Origin of the sequence: Fischerella muscicola PCC 7414, assembly GCF_000317205.1 — a bacterium.
Taxonomy (GTDB): Bacteria; Cyanobacteriota; Cyanobacteriia; order Cyanobacteriales; family Nostocaceae; genus Fischerella; species Fischerella muscicola.
Map to the genome: position 1 here is coordinate 52,735 of NZ_AJLK01000161.1, position 18,020 is coordinate 70,754.

Annotated in this window: 15 protein-coding genes and 1 pseudogene; 4 read left to right on the plus strand and 12 right to left on the minus strand. The window is 39.3% G+C overall.

What is annotated here, in order from left to right:
• The 3 genes from UYI_RS0125475 (at nucleotide 1) to UYI_RS0125485 (ending at nucleotide 3,774) form a co-directional block, all read left to right on the plus strand.
• The gene (locus UYI_RS0125475) at nucleotides 1-852 is read left to right on the plus strand and encodes a CheR family methyltransferase (protein WP_016869512.1); all 852 of its coding nucleotides are present in this window, start codon (nucleotides 1-3) and stop codon (nucleotides 850-852) included.
• A gap of 4 nt (nucleotides 853-856) precedes the next feature.
• Nucleotides 857-1,948 (plus strand): chemotaxis protein CheW, encoded by a 1,092-nt coding sequence (locus UYI_RS0125480; RefSeq protein WP_016869513.1) that lies wholly within the window; start codon nucleotides 857-859, stop codon nucleotides 1,946-1,948.
• 422 nt (nucleotides 1,949-2,370) lie between these two features.
• Entirely contained in the window at nucleotides 2,371-3,774 is a 1,404-nt protein-coding gene (locus UYI_RS0125485) for a hypothetical protein (RefSeq protein WP_016869514.1), read from the plus strand.
• Nucleotides 3,775-4,117: 343 nt separating this feature from the next.
• Here UYI_RS0125485 and UYI_RS0125490 read toward each other — a convergent pair whose 3' ends face one another.
• From UYI_RS0125490 to UYI_RS35280, 7 genes and pseudogenes are all read right to left on the minus strand, one after another.
• Nucleotides 4,118-5,323 carry a response regulator gene (locus tag UYI_RS0125490; RefSeq protein ID WP_016869515.1) on the minus strand — a complete coding sequence of 402 codons (1,206 nt, stop codon included), beginning with the start codon at nucleotides 5,321-5,323 and terminating at the stop codon, nucleotides 4,118-4,120.
• Nucleotides 5,324-5,431: 108 nt separating this feature from the next.
• Complete coding sequence (gene coaBC, locus UYI_RS0125495; RefSeq protein ID WP_016869516.1) at nucleotides 5,432-6,664, minus strand: bifunctional phosphopantothenoylcysteine decarboxylase/phosphopantothenate--cysteine ligase CoaBC; 1,233 nt, start codon at nucleotides 6,662-6,664, stop codon at nucleotides 5,432-5,434.
• Between the two features lie 167 nt (nucleotides 6,665-6,831).
• Entirely contained in the window at nucleotides 6,832-7,044 is a 213-nt protein-coding gene (isiD, locus tag UYI_RS0125500) for a protein IsiD (protein WP_009455186.1), read from the minus strand.
• Nucleotides 7,045-7,220: 176 nt separating this feature from the next.
• A complete protein-coding gene (locus tag UYI_RS0125505) occupies nucleotides 7,221-7,880 on the minus strand; it encodes an alpha/beta hydrolase (RefSeq protein WP_016869518.1) in 660 nt (219 codons plus the stop codon).
• A 389-nt stretch (nucleotides 7,881-8,269) separates the two neighbouring features.
• Nucleotides 8,270-10,978: an MGH1-like glycoside hydrolase domain-containing protein gene (locus UYI_RS37205; RefSeq protein ID WP_016869519.1), complete on the minus strand. Its 2,709-nt coding sequence runs from the start codon at nucleotides 10,976-10,978 to the stop codon at nucleotides 8,270-8,272.
• Nucleotides 10,979-11,011: 33 nt separating this feature from the next.
• Nucleotides 11,012-11,596, minus strand: a complete 585-nt coding sequence (locus UYI_RS0125515; protein ID WP_016869520.1) for an NADPH-dependent FMN reductase — start codon at nucleotides 11,594-11,596, stop codon at nucleotides 11,012-11,014.
• Nucleotides 11,597-11,609: 13 nt separating this feature from the next.
• A pseudogene (locus tag UYI_RS35280) lies at nucleotides 11,610-11,810 on the minus strand (SDR family oxidoreductase); the annotation flags it as partial.
• Nucleotides 11,811-11,853: 43 nt separating this feature from the next.
• Between UYI_RS35280 and UYI_RS0125525 the strand changes: the two are divergent.
• Nucleotides 11,854-12,051 (plus strand): hypothetical protein, encoded by a 198-nt coding sequence (locus tag UYI_RS0125525; RefSeq protein WP_016869522.1) that lies wholly within the window; start codon nucleotides 11,854-11,856, stop codon nucleotides 12,049-12,051.
• A 559-nt stretch (nucleotides 12,052-12,610) separates the two neighbouring features.
• Here UYI_RS0125525 and UYI_RS0125530 read toward each other — a convergent pair.
• From UYI_RS0125530 to UYI_RS37785, 5 genes are all read right to left on the minus strand, one after another.
• On the minus strand, nucleotides 12,611-13,936 hold the full coding sequence (locus UYI_RS0125530) for a tetratricopeptide repeat protein (protein ID WP_026086168.1): 1,326 nt from the start codon (nucleotides 13,934-13,936) through the stop codon (nucleotides 12,611-12,613).
• Between the two features lie 402 nt (nucleotides 13,937-14,338).
• Nucleotides 14,339-15,925 (minus strand): B12-binding domain-containing radical SAM protein, encoded by a 1,587-nt coding sequence (locus UYI_RS0125535; protein WP_016869524.1) that lies wholly within the window; start codon nucleotides 15,923-15,925, stop codon nucleotides 14,339-14,341.
• 557 nt (nucleotides 15,926-16,482) lie between these two features.
• Entirely contained in the window at nucleotides 16,483-17,151 is a 669-nt protein-coding gene (locus UYI_RS0125540) for an S-layer homology domain-containing protein (protein ID WP_016869525.1), read from the minus strand.
• A gap of 200 nt (nucleotides 17,152-17,351) precedes the next feature.
• Complete coding sequence (locus tag UYI_RS0125545) at nucleotides 17,352-17,543, minus strand: hypothetical protein (RefSeq protein WP_016869526.1); 192 nt, start codon at nucleotides 17,541-17,543, stop codon at nucleotides 17,352-17,354.
• Nucleotides 17,544-17,565: 22 nt separating this feature from the next.
• Nucleotides 17,566-17,706, minus strand: a complete 141-nt coding sequence (locus tag UYI_RS37785) for a hypothetical protein (protein WP_162140419.1) — start codon at nucleotides 17,704-17,706, stop codon at nucleotides 17,566-17,568.
• Between the last annotated feature and the right edge of the window lie 314 nt (nucleotides 17,707-18,020).

Consider the following 18,020-nt stretch of genomic DNA (forward strand, 5'->3'; position numbering starts at 1 on the left):
GTGTCAGAAGCAGAGACTTTAAGTGTGGAGTTAACAGAGGCTTTTATTCGGTTAATTACCAAACATACCGGATTAAAAATTAGAGAGCGAGAGCGAGAAAGTTTGATCCAAAAAATATTTTTACGGATGAAAGCTCTGAAAATATTGTATCCAGAAATTTATTATAAAGTGTTAGCTTCTTCTACTATATATAGCTATGTAGAATGGCAAAAATTTATTGCAATCTTAACAAATACTGAGAGTTACTTTTTTAGAGATAAAGAACAATTTAATTTATTACGTAATCATATTATTCCAGAAATAATTAAACGCCAATACCATAGTAAAACTATCCGTATTTGTAGTGCAGGGTGTTCAACAGGAGAAGAACCTTATTCTCTTGCTATTCTTTTGAAAGAACTGATTCCTAAATTAGAGGAATGGAATCTGATGATTTTAGGTTTAGACATCAACAAAGAAGCATTGAAAAAAGCTAAGCAAGGCATTTACACAGCTTGGTCACTAAGAAGCCTTGATAGAAAAACAATACAACAATATTTTCTCTATTTTAATAATAAATATTATCTAGATGAACAGATTAAGCAAATGGTCAAATTCCAATATACAAACTTAGTCACAGATTTATTTATTCATCCATACTCCGATTTTCGAGATATTGATTTAATCCTTTGTCGTAATGTATTTATTTATTTGGAGCCAACAGTAATTGCCAAAATTGTAGAAAAATTTTATTACACTCTCCAACCATTAGGGTATTTAATCACAGGACATACAGAACTTTGTGGTCAAAAACTAAGTAATTTTCAAACGAAATTATTTCCTGAATCTCTTGTCTATATTAAAAATAAGTGAAAAAATGAAAGAAAATTTATATCTTACCTTTAGCTTAAACAATTATCTCTACGGTATTAACACAGTTTATGTGGAAGAAATTTTCACTTTGCCAGAATTAACAACAATTCTAGAAGTTCCTCAGGGAATTATTGGTTTTGTAAATGTTCGAGGAAAAATATTACCGATTATAGATTTGAATCTGAAATTGGGCTATCTATCCCCAGACTATCGCTTGACAGATAGTGTAGTAGTTTTAAAGTGGGAAGACTTACAACTGGGTATGATTGTTAATCAGATCCATGAAATTAGAGAAATATCTTTAGAGCAAATTACTATCGAATTTAATCAGCAACAAGAATTAGTCATAGTTGAACAAACAAATATTATTGCTGGTGTTGTCAAGTTTCCAGATGAGATTTTTATCTTAAGCAACCCAAGAAAATGGTTGGCAGATGTCGAGAAACAACAACTTCTGTCTTGGCAAAACAACCTAGAACAGGAGATTTTTGAGAATAATGTAAGCGAAATTCAAACGAACAACTCTGAATTATTACTACTACAAAATCCTAAATTTTGCCCTAATGCAACTTTAGAAGAAAGAAAAGTTTTTAAACAACGAGCAGATAATCTAAGACTTTCAACAAAAACTCAGGATTTCAAGAATTTTAAAACTTTAGCAGTAATTGCTTTAAATGATTACCTTTTTGGTATTGATTTAGAAATGGTGCGGGAGTTTATTGATATCCATCAAGTGACTCCTATCCCTTGTTGCCCAGCACATATTATCGGTAATATGAATCTTCGAGGTGAGATACTTACTCTTGTTGATCTACGGGGAGTGTTGTTGAATTTTCCACCGCAAGGTGTGGTTGTTGGTTCTAAAGCAATGGTTATAGAGGTTGAGGGTATAGTTGCTGGTGTAATAGTTGAAGAAATTTATGATGTGATGTTTTCCCTCAACTTACAAAAGGTAACAGCAATACCAAAGACTATCCATGGAATTAATGAGCAATATTGCCAAGGTGCAGCTCCTTATTATGAAAAAATAATGAATATTTTGGATATGCCGAAAATTTTTCTTCAGAGCGAATTAATCGTTGATGAGGCAATTTGAAGTGATTTTGAATATGTAAATTAATTGGAAATTCTATTAAGATTTGTATTATTTAACAGATACTTAATTTTAAGAGTATTTTTGAAAATCAGTATTCTCTAAGTATGAACCTATACTGTTTATATAAAAAAAATTAATTGTCTCATACTAACTATCTCTCTTTGAGTAGATAGAGGAAAAATAATTCACGAAAACGTATCTTTTATCAGGGTTTTAACATATTTATCAACTTAAATTCTTGAAGAACCAGAATTTAGACTAAAACCCTTGAACAACAATAAATAAATGCTGCTAGTACAATTTTAAGTCATTAAACTTTGAAATGAAGAGGTGACATAAATTTTTCATAACAGACAACAAGAAAAATGAGCAGCCTCATAAGGTATGCTCTTATGTATAATTATAGTTTGGAGAAATTCCAAATGAGTGAAAGATCTGTGGTGCCTATCATCAATACTAGTTCCTTAATCGGTAAATATAATTTTAGAGTAACCAAGAAACAAATTTTATTCGCTACACTCATTCTATTCCTTGGTTTAATAGGTGCAGGAGGTTTCTGGTTCACTTCCAGATATAAGTTTTCTAATCAAATGCCGATCAAAATCAAAGAACTATCTACAGCCGAATATCCAGAAAATCCCGCTGCATTAAGTAAAAATTTTCAAAGATATTCAAATAGAAAATTAACAATTATTAAGAAAGATGACACACGTTTTGATTTTGTGTTGGAGCCGACAAATCAAAAAACAGCAAAGATTGTTATTAAAAATGTTGAGTTGAATCTGTTAGTACCAAAAGTGCCTGCATGGACTAAAAAAGATCCAGGTTTAGAAGTAATTGCCCTTACAGATAGAGAATGGAACAGACAACAGGTGAGTTTTCCTGCTAATTCAGCAAATATAGAAATTAGCGGAGGAGATGGTTTTGAAAAGCAGAATCTTGTAGAGATTGCATTAGCAAATAATTGTTTAAATGCAGGATATTGGGAAGTTTTACTTTTTACTAAAGAAAGTACCAATAAATCTCTTTACTACCAAGGTTGGTTCACTTTCCCAATGGGACATTACAAAAATGTGTTTGAAAAAAATAACAATATTTCCTATTGGAAACATTGGTGGAGATTAGAACATTGGCAAGATCCAAGTGGTACAGTAGTCAATACTGATTTGCTAAGAAAAGTAGTTAACGAAAAAGAAGCTAATACTAAATTTTCTCCAAATGAAAAAGTAATAGCAGCAGGTGAACAAAGTAGAAAAGTTAGAACTACCCTGACCAAAAACCTTGCTACTTGGGGAGATTTTTATGACAATCAAAATGATATTAAGTTTGCAAGCTTTATACCACCCGGGTTCTATGATAGTCAGAAACCTTGGGGAAACGAATACTGGAGAGTAGGTAAGTTTGAAAAGGCAATTTTAAGAAACATTAAACCTGTTGGTAGTCAAAGAGATTTACAGGAAATCGAACTACTCTTTAGCGATACAAAGACAGGTGAAAAAAATAGATTTTTTATTAGTGGCGTCAACCTCAAAGAGCTTCCTAAATTGCCAGTATCAGAATATCCTAAAGGTTTATATATGCCTATGGGAATTGGGGTTCCTCCTTTTTATCAAAGCTATGAAGAACTACAAAAAAATCATCCCGATCAAAGTCCGTACTTTAGTGTTTTACTAGATTCAAATAATAAATGGATAGATCATCATCGCTTAGCGATTGATGGGTCTGTGATGCATCTTGATAAAGATAATCCTAATCTCTTGCATCTTTACTTACTATCCTATGAAAGAAATACTTTGGTCACTCATTTGTTAATTAATTTGGAATGAGCTAAGTAGGTCGGCGCAATTAAAGATAACTGGCGAGGGTCGTCCTTTGTCATTTGTCAATAGTTAGTGGTTAGTGGTGAGTCAGCGCGCCCCAAGGGGGGTCCCTCCCCCAACCCCAAAGGGGGCCCCTAGCCCCCAATCCCCACGAGCGACAGGGAGTGGGGGCCGGTGAGTCCCCCATGAGCGACTGACGAACCCGTAGACACGTAGTGGCTTAAGGTAAGGGTAGGGTTGGTGGTTGGTTGTTGGTTGGTTGTTGTTAACCATACCCAATTACCAATTACCCATTACCCATTACCGACAAGGACGGATAATATAAGTCCTCAAGCGGACATGATATTACTTATCGCCCAAGATATTTCTGAACAATTTGTAATAACTCTTCTGGTTGTGGAGGCTTACCTAAAAATTCAGTTGCACCTACTAACATAGCGTGGGCCCGATCAATAGGGGTATTCCGCTCTGTCAGGAAAATAATTGGTGTATTCCTAAAAGTGGGAGTGTCGCGCAAAAATTTACAGATGCTATAACCATCAGCATTGGGCAAGAGCAAGTCTAACAAGATTAAATCAGGCTTGTGTTCGATAAGTTGAGAAAAGCCTCGCATTGGCTCCGGAATGCTTAACATTTGATAGCCGGCGGGTATCAATATTTTTCTTAAGGTGTAAGCCAATACTGGACTATCATCAATACAAGCAATTAAAGGTTGTTTTTCTACAGATTTATGAACGGATTCTTGAACAGCTTCCTGAACAAATGCAATGGGTTGATTTTCTGATTGGGAGTTAGTTACTGCAACTACTTGTTTGATCGTTGGTAATGGTAAATCTGGAATTTTTTGCAGTTCCAGCACACCCTTATCCACCCACGGCATTAAGGAAACAGCCACATCTGTCACCGATTTTTCTTGCTCGACAGCAATATCCCAGAGGGTGAAATTACTATTGAAGTACTTCTTTTCTGAAACTGGGATGACTTGAGGATTTGCTGTTGGTGACAAAACTGGTGCTAGACAGGGGCTAAGGTGATCTAACCCAGCGGCTTGCCATTTTTTTTGTGTGTTCGTTGCTTTTGTGAGAACTGAGAGTATTTCCCAAGAAGATAAGGCTATGAGCTGGGGTAAATGAAATATATCTTTTTGAGTGGGTTTCCAATCATTTTTCAGATCTTTAGAGTTACCTAATTCAAAAAAACATTCTTGAACAATAGTACGAATTACTAACTTAGCTTGGATTGCACTTAATTGCCTGCGACTGATGCCTTGAGCGAGGAATTGACATTCCCAAGGTTGATTTTCCGATAACTGAGGAGACTCAACATTCCAGTTCCAATTGGGACAATGCTGCCTTAAGGCTCTGTTCCAACGTCTGACAGGGTGCATTCCACCTGTGGCATAGATCAACTTACCGTCGTTAAAGTGAAGATTCCAAACGACTGTATGGTTGTATAAAATGAGTACTCCATTACTACTATGTTTACTCAGGTTGTCTAATTCTTCTGTCAGCCTTGTTAGTATCATTTGTGGCAATTCTGCTCTGCTCGCAATCATTATGCCGTAGCTTGCACCCTTTTATATCATTATTGATTAATATAAAGTTGAAGATTTCATGTCGTGTTCTTTGACACTGCTCCTTTGAAACTGAAGCATGTGTACAACTCAACTAGAATTACCAACAAAATCAAATAGATGATGAGCTAGCTGTAATTTAGTACATGGTGGAATCTCTAACTGATGACCTTGTTTGTCTAAAAATACTGCTTGATTGTTGTCGCTGCCAAAACCACTATCAGGTTTATCTACTGGGTTAGCAACAATCGCGTCTAAGTTTTTTCTGTGCAATTTTTCTAAAGCGGGAGTGATAATATCCCCTGTTTGAGCAGCAAAGCCAATTAACAATTGATGAGGTTGTTTGCGCTTTGCCAATTCTGCAATTATATCGGGTACAGGTTCTAAGGCTAAAGATTCTGGAAGCGATCGCTTGGGCAATTTTTCTGGGTTGTAATCTTGTGGTTTCACATCTGCAACTGCGGCTGACATAATTATTACATGTGCATCTGGTAAATACCGTAACATAGCAGAGTGCATTTCTTCAGCACTCACTACAGGAATTGCTTCTAAACCCAAGGGTATGTCACTGTTCAGTGGACTGTGTACTAAGGTCACGTTTGCACCTCGATGCAATGCTGCTTGTGCTAAAGCTAACCCCATTTTTCCTGTGGCAGGATTGCCGATAAATCTCACGGGATCAAAATATTCCCGTGTTCCCCCAGCACTGATTAATACTCGCTTTCCTGCTAAATCTCGCTTACCCGCAGTATGCAGTAAAGATTGAATGTAAGCTACGATTTCTGGCGGTTCTGCCATTCTCCCAGCACCGACGCGATCGCACGCTAATAAACCTGATCCTGGTTGTAAACTATGAAAACGACTATTTTTTAAGAGATTTTGCCAATTCTGCTGCACCGTCTGCTGTTCCCACATATCGGTATTCATAGCTGGCGCTAATACTATAGGACAAGTAGAAGCCAGGACGGTATTTGTGAGTAAATTGTCAGCCATACCGTAGACTAATTTTGCTAATGTATTGGCTGTTAAAGGTGCTATTAAAAAAACTTCTGCCCACTCGCCCAATTCTATATGTAAAGGACGAGAGTAAATTGGTTGCCAAAAATTTTCATCTGTAAAGGCGCTATAGCGGGAGAGAGTAGAGAAACTCAGAGGTGTGATAAATTTTTGTGCGGAATTAGTCAGAATAGTTCGCACCTCCACACCACTTTTAAATAATGTGGAAACAACTTCACAAACTTTGTAGGCGGCGATACCGCCGCCTATACCAATCAGAACCCTTTTCAATTTTAGATTTGGGATTGTAGATTGAGGCTTTAGCATTGGGGTAATGGCTTAAAGTAGATAATTGACAGTTAACAGTTGAGCAAAGATACACTCGAGAAATCCAGCCAAAAGTTAACAGTCCACAATCCCAAATCCTTCTTGAAAAGCTTTGATCGCCCCAAGCCCTAGCTCAAACTTTTCGCAAAATCTAAAATCCAAAATTGTTAAGCTTCGTCGTAGGGTTCTAAATCCAGAAGGTGGATATATGGTTCGATTAACTCTGGGCGTTGAAATGCGATCGCACGTAGCATGTGCCAATCATCCAAACCTTCAAAAGCATTGCTATAGTTGTCCTGCTCCAAGCGTGTAGCTAACTTTTCTACATCTTGTGGAGTCATGGTAGCAATTTCTTTTTTGGAAATGCTTAGAGTCTTCATAATGCTCGCCCCTCCCGTTAGCAGCATTTGCATCCAGCTTGGGTTTGTTTGCGCTCGACGCAGCCACCCAATATATATTACTCATTTGAGGACATCAATTACGTGAAAATTTTCCGGATTTATACCGGAATTTGTAAAACTTTTGTAACTGGGATGAGACTATATTTCGCAACAAGCTACTCTGTGGTTACTTGAGTATTGATCACGAAATTACGTATTAACTCTAGCATTGGTAGTTGTATTTCATGACCCATATCAAATTCATAGTACTGTACTGCAATTTCTAGCAACTCTAAAGTTTCTTTTGCCTTGAGCGCGGCTCGTAGTGGTACTACTTGATCATATCTACCGTGCATGATTAAAACCGGAGGTGAAGTAGTTGTAGTCGAGGTAGCATCCGGAACTGCACCAGGATGTAAATAACCACTCATAACAACTAAACCTGCAAAGGGCAACTTTAATCCTACATCTAAAGTCATTGCCCCTCCTTGGGAAAAACCGCTCAATACCGTTCGTGATAGCGGTACACCAGTGCTACTTTCTAAACTTAGCAACCAATCTATAAGTAATTGCCGACTTTCTGCTAATCCTTCATACATATTCTCCGCGCTCAAGTCATACCACGCTCTTCCTATGGGCGAATAAGGATGAGGAAAAGGGGCATTGGGAAACAGAAACTGATAATCAGGCAAATTTAAAAATGGTGCTAAAGATGCTAAATCCTCAGCATTTGCACCCCAACCATGCAAAGTTACGATTAAACCTTTAGGTATTTTTCCTATTGTTGGAGGAACCTGAATAAATTCTAAAGACAGATATTTACTCCCATAATTCAACTCTCTTAATCGATATTAATCAAATTACGACTGGTAAATCTGCCTCAGAATTAATGATTCTTTGGCGAATTAAATAAGGGTGTTACCTGACAAGATGTGGGTAAAAAATTCAGAGCCAAGCTAACTGCACATTGTAGTATTTTGTAGTATGATAAGCACGGTGGTTAGTTAACCTTTAAGCCTATGAATGCTAATACTCGACCACATCAGTTTTGAGGAGTTGCGAGGGGTTAAATCCCCGACTTTTTAAAAAAGTCGGGGATCTGACGCCTCGCAAGCTGTCAAAACTTGTGTGGTAGAGTACTAGATAACGATTTGGATAATTTAAGCCAGTAGAGAAAACTTAAAATTTAGCTCTACTGATTCTAAACGCATAAGTTGGCGTGTCTTTATGCCATGGCGATCGCTGCTTTATCTTTGTGCATTTCTGGTTCTTGATGTTGTGCTTTATACTCACTACCTTGCTGAATCAGTTTAGCAACTAAGCCTGTCCATCCTGTTTGATGACTGGCTCCTATTCCGGCTCCATTATCACCATGAAAGTACTCATGGAATAAAATTAAATCCTGCCAATGGGGGTCATTTTGAAATTTCTGTATTCCACCATAAACAGGTCGTTGACCAGACTCATCTTTTAAAAAGATTCTGGTTAACCTTTGAGATAATTCTAATGCGACTTCCCAAAGTGTCATCATTTGCCCAGAACCTGTAGGACATTCTACTTTGAAATCATCCCCCAGGTAATAATGAAATTTTTGCAGAGATTCAATTAGTAAGAAATTCACCGGAAACCAAATAGGGCCGCGCCAATTAGAATTACCACCAAATAAACCGCTACTAGATTCAGCCGGTTCATAATCTACACGAAATTGGCAACCATTGACATTAAAAGTGTAGGGATGTTCGGCGTGAAATTTTGACAAGGCGCGAATCCCGTAGGAACTTAAAAACTCGCTTTCATCCAGCATTTTTTGCAAAATACTTCTTAGCTTATCCCTAGAGACGATCGCCAGCAATCTTCTCGCACCGATGCCTTTTGTTTCCATACAAGCTACATTTTGCCGTAAGTCAGGGCGGTTTTGGATGAACCATTCCAACCGCTTTTTAAAGCCGGGAAGCATATTTAAGGTTTCTGGTTCAAGTGTTTCAATGGCAAATAGGGGAATTAACCCTACCATTGACCGCACTTTTAAAGTAATCTGTTTTTCAGGTAAATGCAGTACATCATAGTAAAAACCATCTGATTCATTCCACAAACTAGCTTCCAATTCGCCAATTTTGTTCATCGCATCGGCAATGTAGAGAAAATGCTCAAAGAATTTGGTGGCAATATCTTCGTAAACAGGATTAGTCTTAGCTAATTCTAGAGCGATCGCTAACATATTTAAACAATACATTCCCATCCAACTTGTACCGTCAGATTGGTCAATATGTCCGCCTGTTGGTAATGCTGAACTGCGGTCAAATACACCAATATTATCTAACCCTAAAAAGCCCCCTTGAAATACATTATTACCCTCAGCATCCTTACGATTTACCCACCAGGTAAAATTGAGCATGAGCTTTTGAAATACCCGCTCTAAAAACTGTCTGTCTGCTCGTCCATAAATCTTCTGCTCAATCTTATAAATACGCCAAGTTGCCCAAGCATGAACAGGCGGGTTAACATCGCTAAATTTCCACTCATAGGCAGGAATTTGGCCATTAGGATGCATATACCATTCCCGCGTTAAAACATCCAATTGATACTTGGCAAAATCCGGATCAATCATTGCCAAAGGAATTGCATGGAATGCTAAATCCCAAGCAGCAAACCAGGGATATTCCCATTTATCAGGCATAGAAAGAATGTCTTCATTGTAGAGATGAAACCACTCCTGATTTCTACCATTTTGACGTTCTGGCGGTGGGGGTGGCGTGTTGCGATCGCCTTTGAGCCAATTCTCTACAATATAATGATAAAATTGCTTACTCCAAAGCATCCCCGCAAAGGCTTGACGCTGCACATTCCGCATATCTTCACTCAAAGGAAATGGAGTAATACGCTGATAAAATTCATCTGCTTCCTGTTGCCGCTTTAAAAAATTTATATCAAATTCTTTGCCAAATGGCTCAACTAAATTAGGTAAGTTACTAAGCCGCAATTTAATTGTTTTCGTTTCACCTGCACCAACATTTAATATATAATTAGCAGATGCCTTCGTACCAAATTTTTCAGGATTTACTGCTGACTTTTGACCATTTACGATATAGTCATTTATGCCATCTTTGACATAAGTCGATATATTGGGAGAACCAAATAATCGCTCTGTATTTGTTTCGTTTTCGGTAAACAGAAGTTCTGTTACTTCCTGGCAATACAACCACCTCTTTCCTAAACTTGGGTGAAATGCTTCAATGATCTTGCAGCTATGACCTGATTGAATCTCTTTTAAAGTAGGTTTATCTGTATCTCCATTCCAAGCCCAAGTATTACGAAACCAGATAGTAGGTAACAGGTGCAGTGTCTTAGCTTCTGTACCCCGATTGATTACTTTAATTTGGATAAGAATATCTTCAGCAGAACACTTGGCGTATTCTACAAAAACATCAAAATAACGATTGTGATCAAATACGCCTGTATCTAGCAATTCAAATTCTAGTTCTCGACGACTTCGGCGTTGATTTTCTGCAACTAATTGCGAGTAAGGAAAGGCTGTTTGAGGATATTTATACAGTGCCTTCATGTAGGAATGGGTGGGCGTATTATCTAAATAAAAGTAATATTCTTTAACATCTTCGCCGTGATTACCTTCACTGCCAGTCAGCCCAAAAATCCTTTCTTTGAGAATAGCATCTTCACCATTCCAAAGGGCCATCGCAAAACAAAGGCGCTGATGATTATCGGAAATACCAAAAATTCCATCTTCACCCCAACGGTATGCACGAGAACGGGCTTGATCGTGAGTAAAATAGTCCCACGCAGTACCATTCGGGCTATAGTCTTCGCGCACCGTTCCCCACTGGCGATCGCTCAAATATGGCCCCCATCTCCGCCAATGGGCTACGTGATCCAAGGCTTCTTGTAATCTGATTTCTTCTTGGGTTGGAATAGTCATAATTTCACCCTGTGCATATCTGCACTTTAACTCTTAGTTACTATCTTGCTTCTCCAGGCTGACTTCTTGTCGCCCATATTTGAGGACAGTTGACATCCAAACTAACTCGTCCATAAACCTTTCCATGCGACGAATGTATGTTGGTTTGTCAATCAAATTACCCGACTGATCAAATAGTGTTTGAACGTTGCTAAAGTTAAGATCATAAAAAATAGTTACTAGCCCCAACTCTCGCATCACAGGTAAGAGATTTTGAATTACTCTTGTACCACCAAAAGGCCCTGCGGAAACACCGCACAATCCAACGGCCTTATGAATATATTCTTTAAGGCAAGTATCAAGTACATGTTTGAGCAAACCTGGATAACCGTGATTATACTCTGGTACAACGATAATTAATCCATCTGCTCGCTCCATAGTTGCAGAAAAATCAGGGTCTTTGAGCGATTCACCTGCATCATCAATAGGAATCGCGATATTTCTAATATCAATCAGTTCTGTCTTTAGGCGATCGCGTGCGGCAACTTGCTCAACAATAAATTTAGCAACATATTCACTTTGCCGACCTTGACGGGGAGTACCAAGGATAACTGGAATAAATAGGGATGAATCTAGCATAGTTTTGTTTCCCCTACTGTTCTTGATAGTTCCAAAGTAGCCCACCATCGACAAAGAAAGTACTACCTGTAATGTAGTCAGCGTCAGAGGAAGCTAGAAAGGCTACTAAGGAAGCAACATCTTGTGGTTGACCCAAGCGACCAAGCGGAATATTTTGTAATAACGCACCCAACTTTTGCGGGTCATTCAGCAGCGTAGTATTAATAGGAGTTTCTTTGATTTAAAAAAAGAATTTTCTTAATACTGCAACCGCATTTATGATCAAAGCCCTTGATAATAAAATCTTACAAATCCAAATGTGGCAACGTGAGCGACGAGCGATCGCTAAACGCATCGTCAATGCTTATGGTGGGGAATTATCTATTCAGTCTTACACAACAGGTGGTACTGTAGTGAATGTTCAATTAGCCGTGGCTAACCTTGAGGGTAGTGTTACAGATGTGTTGAAAGGCTAAAAATAAAGCGTTGCTGCATCAAAATATGAATTAGGCGATCGCAGCAATCAAACGAGTGCTGCACAGGCAACTGCAACTTGTGATTATAACAACACAGAGAATTGCAAAGCCCAGATCTCCGACTTTTAAAAAAGTCGCGGATCTTGTTTGGAGTTTCAAGTTCTCAACTCGAAGTTTCTCATTTCAGTCTCGAAGCTTCTCGTTTCAACCTAGAATTTTCATGTTTCAAACTTGGAATTTCTTGTTTTAACCCTGAAGTTTCATGTTTTAACCTAGAAATTTCTTGTTTTAACCTTGGAATTTTTCGTTTCAACCTCGGAATTTCTCGTTTTAAACCTGAATTATCTCATTTTAAGCTTGGAATTTTTCTTTTCAAACCTGATCGCCCAACTATAGAGAATCAGAACACGCGATCGCACTCAGATCCCCGACTTTTGATAAAAGTCGGGGATCTTATCTTGTTTAAAGTTTCAAGTTCTGGACTCGAAGTTTCTCATTTCAAACACGATCACACAATCATAAAGAATCTGAACAAGCGATTTCCCACCTCCTCAGCTGTCTACTGCTGAAGCTCTTGAATCAACTTTAATGCTTTTTGGTAATCAGCTGTTCTACCTTGTTGTTGAAACAGTTGAGCAGTTTTCTGTAAATCCGCAATTCCACCTTGCTTATCTCCTGTAACAATACGGGCTAAACCCCGGTTGTAGTAGACTTGGGCAAAGTTGGGATTAATTTTGATAGCAGAGTTGTAATCAGCGATCGCTCCTTTAGGGTCTCCCAAATCATAACGGGCTGCACCCCGGTTGTAGTAGACTTGGGCAAAGTTGGGATTAATTTTGATAGCAGAGTTGTAATCAGCGATCGCTCCTTTAGGGTCTCCCAAATCATAACGGGCTGCACCCCGGTTGTTGTAGGCTTGGGCAAAGTTAGGATTAATTTTGATAGCAGAGTTGTAATCAGCGATCGCTCCTTTAGGGTCTCCTAATCTGTAGCGGGCTACACCTCGGTTGTAGTAGAATTTGTCATTGTTGAGATTAATGTTGAGGGCAGAGTTGAAATCAGCGATCGCTCCTTTAAGGTCTCCCAATTGGGCGCGGACTACACCCCGATTGAAGTAGGCTTGGGCAAAGTTAGGATTAATTTTGAGAGCAGAAGTGTAATCAGCGATTTCTCCTTGTTTATCTCCCAATTCGGCGCGGATTACACCCCGATTGTAGTAGGCATCGGCATAATTGGGATTAATTTTGAGAGCAGAAGTGTAATCAGCGATCGCTCCTTGCAAGTCTTTCAATTCGGTGCGGACTACACCCCGATTGTAGTAGGCATTAGCATAACTAGGATTAATTTTGAGGGCTGAGTTATAATCTGCTATTGCTCCTTGCAAGTCTTTCAAGTCGTGGCGGACATTACCCCGGTTGTAGTAAGCTTCGGCATAATTAGGATTAATTTTGAGGGCAAAGTTAAAATCTGCTATGGCTCCTTGTTTATCTCCTAACTCGTAGCGGGCTTTACCCCGGTTGTTGTAGGCAAGGGCATAGTTGGGATTGAGACGAATTGCCTGAGTGTAATCTGCAATAGCACCTCTATAATCTTTCTGCCTATACTTCTCGTTAGCTTTAATAAAGAAATCATCTGCTTTTGGTGCAGCAGCAACAACATCCGGTAGACGCACTCCCACATCCACACCCACGTAAGTGTTGCCAGAATGTTTCATCAAAACACCCGAACCAGCTACATTGGGATTTTGACTATCCACAATCCGCACAGTAATTTCTTTACCTATCCGTTCCACCTCTTGCGAAGATAGGGCAACTACAACTTTTGATTGCATCAATACCATCGATACACCGATCAGCACGGGTGGCAGTGTATAGAAGTACTTCATTTTATATAAAGAGTGTGTTGCTGAAAGTTGTGGAAATATATGGAAATATAAAAAGCTACAAATCAAACTTGCAGCTTTTGGCAATCATAATTTAGATATATCAATAAAAATAGAAATTTTTAAGAAAGAAAGTGTAAATAAAACACAGCTTCATCGGTGTGTATCTGTGTGTATCGGTGTACCCTGCACCGAAGCCCTACCCTTCGGGAACGTCTTCGACGAACGGGTTCGCAGTCGCTCATGGGGAAAGCCCCTAAGACCGCGCTGTCTCACCGCTTGCGCGTCTACGTTTTTCCCACACCCAATTGCAAACGCCATAACTTGGTGTCTTAGCGTCTTAGTGGCTAATAAAATTTCTTTTTGAACCACGAAGACGCAAAGATCGCGAAGAAAAACTCGTACTTAACCAGCTAGTACTTCCGTTTTTCCCTGTTCTGGCATATAGGGCTTTTCTGCGCCTTGGGCAAGATATTCTGCTAATTGGGATTCAATTTGATCACGAACAATTTGGCGATACTCTAGGAAATGTTCGTTGTGGGCGCAGGTAGCCAGGTAATGTTCGGCAACACCGGGGTTGTGCTTAATAATGCTAAAGAGGTGATGCCAGAATTTCCAACGAGTTTTGCGTTTGATTCCTTGTCGCCAAATTACAATTAACAAGGCTTTCACGACTACCCACTCTGGCATTTTGAAGGGTGCTTTCCATTTCGGTGTACCCATCATCATAAAACAACGATAGGTGCGGTCTAAGTATTTTACTGGGTCATATAAAGTACAAAATGCCTCAACATATTCTCTGGCAATTTCTTCCAGGGGACGGGTAGGGATAAAGTTCATTAAAGTTGTTTGGTTGATGTTACCATCTTTGTTTTCCCGTAGTCGTCCTTCTTTTTTGAGACGATGCCACAAGGCAGTATCTGGTAGCGCTTGTAACATGGCAAAGGTGGTGGAAGGAATGGCTGCTTGTTCGGCAAAACGGACAATGCGATCGCCTGCACCTGCTTTTTCGCCATCAAAACCAATAATAAACCCAGCCATTGGACGCAAACCGGCTTTGATGATGGTTTGCACAGATTCAACTAGGGAATTGCGGGTATTTTGAAATTTTTTCGTCAATTGCAGACTTTCTTCATCTGGTGTTTCGATTCCCAAGAATACCGCCGCAAAACCAGACTCTACCATTAATTCCATCAATTCTGGATCTTGGGCTAAATCAACGGATGCTTCGGTGTCAAAGCGGAAAGGATAATTATGTTGCTGCATCCAAACTTTTAACTCTTTCAGCAACAATTTGACATTGCGTTTGTTGCCGATAAAGTTATCATCCACCATAAAAACACCCCGTCGCCAACCTAATTCGTAGAGGTAGTCTAATTCTGCTAATAATTGGGCTGGAGTTTTAGTACGAGGTTTACGACCATAAAGAACAATAATGTCACAAAATTCGCACTGGAAGGGACAACCGCGCGAAAATTGAATTGACATCATGTCATAAGCATCAAAATCTAGCAAATCAAAGCGGGGTATGGGGGTTGAGGTGACATCTGGTTTTTCTGTAGCGCGCAAAGTACCAGATGTTTCTCCCCGTTGAATTGCTTCGACAAACATCGGTAGGGTGATTTCTCCTTCATCGAGAATGAGAAAATCTGCACCAGCTGCCTTTGGTTCGCTAGGTGTAGAAGTGGGATAAGGGCCACCAACAGCAACTAACTTACCACGTTTTTTCGCTTCCCGAATTTGCTCGAGCAAATCTTGTTTTTGCACAATCATTGCTGAGAAGATGACTAAATCTGCCCAAGCCCATTCTGCTTCTGTAACGGGACGAATATTACGATCAACCAATTTAAATTCCCATTCCTGAGGCAAAATCGCTGCTACAGTTACCAAGCCCAAGGGTGGCAGCAAAACTTTCCGATTTACTAATGCCAATATCTTTTCATATGACCAAAAGGTTTTGGGAAATATAGGATAGACTAGTAAAACTCGCATAAAGTTTCAATCCTCCTCACATTTTAATTATTAAATTATGCTAACTAGATAAAGAGTGTAATTTACTGTATCTAAATTTGTTAGATTTTAACATTATTAGTTTTTCTCTCGGCATATATAAAATTTTATTTATATATCTATTTTTGCTCATAATTGCACCTAACTTATTTTGCAACAGATGAGTATGAAATTTAGATTTGCCTAATTTTGAGGCAGTAAAACTTCTTGTTTAGCAATCAAACTCAGTTGGCAATTCATCTACCTACTAGGTGTAGAAGTCACCCTGGATGAACATAGCTAGTATGCAAAGAGAAAAAATTCAGTGTTTTCAACCTTAGATTTGCAAAAAAATCTAATTACTGTTGGCTAAATCATATTGATGTATGCGTAATATCATGTGCGACTAATTGCTTATGATACAAAGCTTGGGCATTCGGTATTGGGCATGGGCTTAATTACCCTTACGGGTTCGCTTTGGGGTTGGGGAGAACCCCCTGCGTAAGAGTCGCTGGCTCACCAATTACCCATTAGCCATTACCAATTACCGACCCTACTAATTAAGGCTGAGGAGGCGCAGGGGGTGCATCTGGTATTTCTGCATCTTGTCCTTGTCTTTGCAGATATTTACTCAATACGTAAGCCATATCACCACGAGTCATGGGTTTTAATGGGTAAATATTTCCTTGAGTGTCTGTATTGACAAATGCTTCGGCTACTACTGTAGCGATCGCTTTTCTTGCCCAAGGAGGAATAGATGCTGCATCTGGATGGGGAGCAAGAATTTCGTTGACAGTCTCATCGGGGAACTGAAAAACACCATAGGCTTGAGCAAAAATTGCTAAAGCTTCTGCTCTTGTCACTCTTTGGTTGGGGAAAAACAAGTTACCCCGATAGCCTCTCATAATGTCTGTTTTTAAGACGGTTTGAATATCTTTATATGCTGGATGAGAAGGTGGTACATCTGGAACCACAATGTTTTCTTTACTGGTTGCTTGTCGTTTATCTAGTCGAAATGCTTTCACCATGATGGAGGCTAAATCTGCTCGACTGATTATCCTTTCTGGATAAAATTTGTTATCTGGATAGTTAGTCATCCAGTTCGCAGCTAATACCATTTGAATTGGATCGGATGATTGCTTGGCTTGTGGTTGAACTTGGGCAGAAACCACCACTGGAAAGGATTGTATTAAAGTCACCAAGGTAAGAACACTTAAAAATCGACGCATAAATGTAAATTTAAAAAACTTTAGTACTGAAGAATAACACCAACTCTGTTGTACCCCGATCCGGAAACAAACCAGATTTTTTTGATGTATGTCAAGTCAAAAAACGGGTGAATATGTATTTTTTAACACAATATTTCACCCGTATAGTTACACACTTTAGTAAATTTCTATCAACAGAAAATTGATTTCAATCAATCTAGTTAAACTTGAGTAGCATCTTCCTGATTGATTTGCTGTTCAAGATTAGTGATAGCACCATTTAAGCCAGCAAGCTTTGTTTCTAGGTCATCACGCATTGCTTTGAGAAATCTTAGCTTGCGCTCCAAACGATTTTTCCGAGAAACAGGCTCCACATCGTAGCAAGAGTTATACCAGAAATTAAAGGGAAACATAACTACCTTTCCAAATCAAAGCCTACTTAAATTCTGGCGAAATTATTGTCAAATTAGGGGAAAGGTAATGGGAGGAAAACCGATCCGATATTGGTTGTTGTAGAGACGTGCCATGGCACGTCTGTACAGTGGTTAGTGGTTGGTTGTTGTAGAGACGTGCCATGGCACGTCTGTACAGTGGTTAGTGGTTGGTTGTTAGTAGTAGTTGGTTATTAGTGGTTGGTTGTTAGTTGTTTAATACTTACTCCTCACACCCCACCCTGCACCGAAGCCCTTCGGGTACTCTTCGAGAAGCCGGGCTTCGCCCGTCTACGGGAGTTCGCATACCCTTACGGGAAGCCGCTGTTGCGTCTACGTGACGGGAAGCTGCGCCAGTGCGGTGGACTCTTCTCCCGGCATAAAGCACCTGGCGTCCAAGACTGCGACCCCCTCACCGCTACCGCGTCTACACACCCCTCACACTCCCCATTGCCCCCA